Origin of the sequence: Microcystis sp. LEGE 08355 (assembly GCF_015207185.1) — a bacterium.
In the GTDB taxonomy this organism is placed as follows: Bacteria; Cyanobacteriota; Cyanobacteriia; order Cyanobacteriales; family Microcystaceae; genus Microcystis; species Microcystis panniformis.
Genome location: NZ_JADEXI010000529.1, coordinates 1 through 3,219, shown reverse-complemented (window position 1 = coordinate 3,219; position 3,219 = coordinate 1). Strand labels below are relative to the sequence as shown.

Annotated in this window: 4 protein-coding genes; all 4 read right to left on the bottom strand. The window is 46.2% G+C overall.

Features of this window, described 5'->3' with window-relative positions:
- Nucleotides 1-90: 90 nt before the first annotated feature.
- Complete coding sequence (locus tag IQ242_RS20520; protein WP_046661531.1) at nt 91-393, bottom strand: DUF3181 family protein; 303 nt, start codon at nt 391-393, stop codon at nt 91-93.
- Nucleotides 386-640, bottom strand: a complete 255-nt coding sequence (locus tag IQ242_RS20515) for a hypothetical protein (protein WP_193961225.1) — start codon at nt 638-640, stop codon at nt 386-388. Before IQ242_RS20515 ends, IQ242_RS20520 begins: the two co-directional genes overlap by 8 nt.
- A 328-nt stretch (nt 641-968) precedes the next feature.
- A complete protein-coding gene (locus IQ242_RS20510; RefSeq protein WP_193961224.1) occupies nt 969-2,837 on the bottom strand; it encodes a sodium:proton antiporter in 1,869 nt (622 codons plus the stop codon).
- Between the two features lie 129 nt (nt 2,838-2,966).
- Nucleotides 2,967-3,219 (bottom strand): zinc ribbon domain-containing protein (locus IQ242_RS20505; protein WP_193961223.1); only part of this gene is annotated, 253 nt, incomplete at its 5' end.

The window sequence follows — 3,219 nt, the reverse complement described above, 5'->3', positions numbered from 1 at the left end:
CTCCAATGACCAGTACTTATCGGACAATGTTTTTAGATTTATTCAGCCAACCCTATAGTTGCGAGTTATCGGGCATACTATTGGGGAATTTTAGCAACTTTTTTGGTATTCTTCTAGCAAATCGATTAAATCTATCTGACATTTGCTGGGTAATAAATCCGCTAGAGAAACTTGCAGATGACCACCTCCGAGGGTGACTTTTATCTCCCGCAGGATAGACATGACTGCATTCTCGCTTAAACTGTCGTTTTCGAGCAAAGGGAAGACTTTTTCGGCAACGACGCTGTGTAAATGTGCTTCCCGGAGATAGAGATGCCATTTAGCCACGTCAATGTAGATATTGTCGCCGATTTGGGCTGCCAGATTTTCGATGTCCTGAGTTGTGTTAGCCATGGGATGTTACCGAGTAGTTAGCGATCGCCGCTATATAAATCAAATGTCCCACCAATAGAATAGCCCAAATTCCCGTGAACAGATTTAACCAAGTCCAATCGGGGAATTTAATGATATGAAAAAACCACAACCCTGAATTAATAGCTAAAAAACCCGCTACATGAACGGCGAAATTCATGCGATCATCTAAACGTCGGAAAGCGGGATCGTTTTTGCGGTCGGGTTGACGGGGCCAACGAGGAGGCATAAGCAGTGATCAGTTATCAATTATCAGTTATCAGTGTACCGTTTTTTTTAGCTAAGTTAAGTTGAATCTCTGCCAATCCCTTTACTGTTGCCCCCACCCCCCGACATCGGGGGGTGGGGGCAATTAACCATCTCTGCCATTACTTTAGAAAAATGGTATTAGACTTTTTTGAAATCAAAAAGTGCCAGTCATTGGAGGGATCGGGGGTAAAATTCCTGGACTTTTTCCCTGAAAAGTAGGTAATTGACCACCTCAAAATGGCTAAAACCCTACACCCCACACCCTACACCCCACACCCTACCCCCACAAAAAACTTTGTCAGCAAACCCTATCTACTGGCGACAATTTCCACTTCGGGTAAGATTTCTAAAGATAAACGGGTTCTGACAGTGCCAGAAAGACGTTTAAGCAGTTGTGGGCGTAAATCGCGCAGAATATAGATTAATTCATCTCCTGTGCGCCATTCTTCCCTTTCTGTGACTACCTGTAGGGAATTATCGCGGCGCAATAGTAGGGGCAGCAGTTCGCCATTTTCGATTAATTTAGTTAATCTGGTTTGTTGTTCGCTCAAATCATCGGCTTTAAAGATAGTTTTACCCAATTTAATCTGATTATCGTCTAAATACTGATTCCATTCCTTGACCGAAAAACTAGGCAGAAAAACCTGATTAACCTTATTTTTATCTGGGTTAGGGGTTCCCGCAAAGGCAGCCAACACCCGGGGAGGATGAAATTCCTCCCCGGCTCTTTGGGCTAAAACCAGATTAACCTCGCTATTATTAGTCAAAACCAGAAAAGTCCCCATGGATTCGATGCCGGCTTCTTGCAGTATTTTTGTATCAAGTGCGCTACTCTGCAGCACCGTCAAACCCTCTTGTTTTGCTTGCTGACAGGCCGCAGCATCCGTATCGATTAAAACCACGTTTTCCCCTTGTTCTTGGAATAAACAGCCGATTAAGCGACCTAGGGGATTACAACCGACGATTACTGCCCCTGTTGCCGCAGAAGAAGTGATTTTTAGCCCTTTTGCCACCCACCGCGCCGTTAATCCCTGAATAAAAACGGTCATTAAAATTGTTAAAAAGACTAAAGCTTTGATCGCTTCACCGCCATTAATACCGGCACGGGTGAGTAAAATGGCAAATAAAGAAGCTACGGAAGCAGAAACGATTCCCCTAGGGGCAACCCAAGCGATAAATAACTTATGTCGCCAATTTAGGTCACTTTTTAGGGTACACAGAGCCACACTCAGGGGACGTACCACCAGCATCAAGACTAACACAGTCAGGACGCTGCCCCAACCCAAAGCGATGACACTGGCGATCGAAAGATCCGCCGCTAGTAAAATAAACAGTACCGACACGCAAAGAGTCGTTAATTGACCCTTAAAACGCCTTAATAACCGCTCATCGGGAACTGCCGCCGCTTTTAGCACAATTCCCGCCATTACCACCGCCATTAACCCCGATTCACTGCGACTAAATTGCGATAAACCAAATAATCCCCAGACTCCCGCTAAAACCACGAGATTCTTTAGCTCAAAAGTCAGAAAATTGCAAGTTTTTATAATAAAACTTAACAATCCCCCGCCAGCAATGCCGATCGCCGCCCCGATACCTAAACGCAGGGTTAAACCAGTGATAATTTCCATGGGGCGGGCATGACTATCAATAATCGTATTTAGCACCACTACGGCTAAAATTGCGCCCACAGGGTCGATTAATACCCCTTCCCCTTCCAAAAGCGTCGCCACCCGTCGATCTACGGCTACTTGCTTCAGCAAAGGCCCGATCACCGTCGGACCAGTTACCACCACTAAAGAAGCGTAAAGAAATGCGATCGGCCAGGGAAATTCCCCCAACCAGTGGGCTGCCATACCGCCACCGATGAGAGTGATGGAAGTACCGAGGGTGACAAGATTGCGTAAACTGCCAGAAACTCGCCCTAATTCCCGTCCGCTTAGGCTTAAACCACCTTCAAATAGGATAATCGCCACAGAGAGGGCAACAAGGACTTCTAAACCAATTCCCAGACTTTGGGGGTGTAAAATTTCCCAACCATCGGACCCTAAAGCAATCCCAAAAATGAGCAGGAAAACAATACTGGGAACTTTCAGGTATTCGGCGATGACTTGGGCTGTAATCCCCGCCACCACAGTGATGACAATTTGCAGAGTAAGGGCGAAAGATGGATCCATGTTTAGCGATCGGTTATCGGCTATCGGTTATCGAGGCGGGGTTATGGTTGGGGTTTAATCATTCTAATTTTGACTCTCCCCCGCTAACCGCTCGCGCGGTGTAGCGGGAGATTCTCGGTTCATAGGTTTTTAACTAGATCGACCTGGTTTAACCCAGTCGATCCCCGTCAAATCGCCTCCGCGAGCGTTTTCTAACACGGTCAGTCCGACCGCGTTTTTTCCTCGGTTCTCGATTACCTTCGCTGATGCCGTGTCTCTCGGTTCAATGTGGCCGCAAGAATCACACCGGTGAACTCTTTCTGATAACGACTTTTTGCCAGTAATCGCACCACAATTCGGACAATCCTGGGAAGTTCCGTTTTTATCGACCTTAAGATAATAT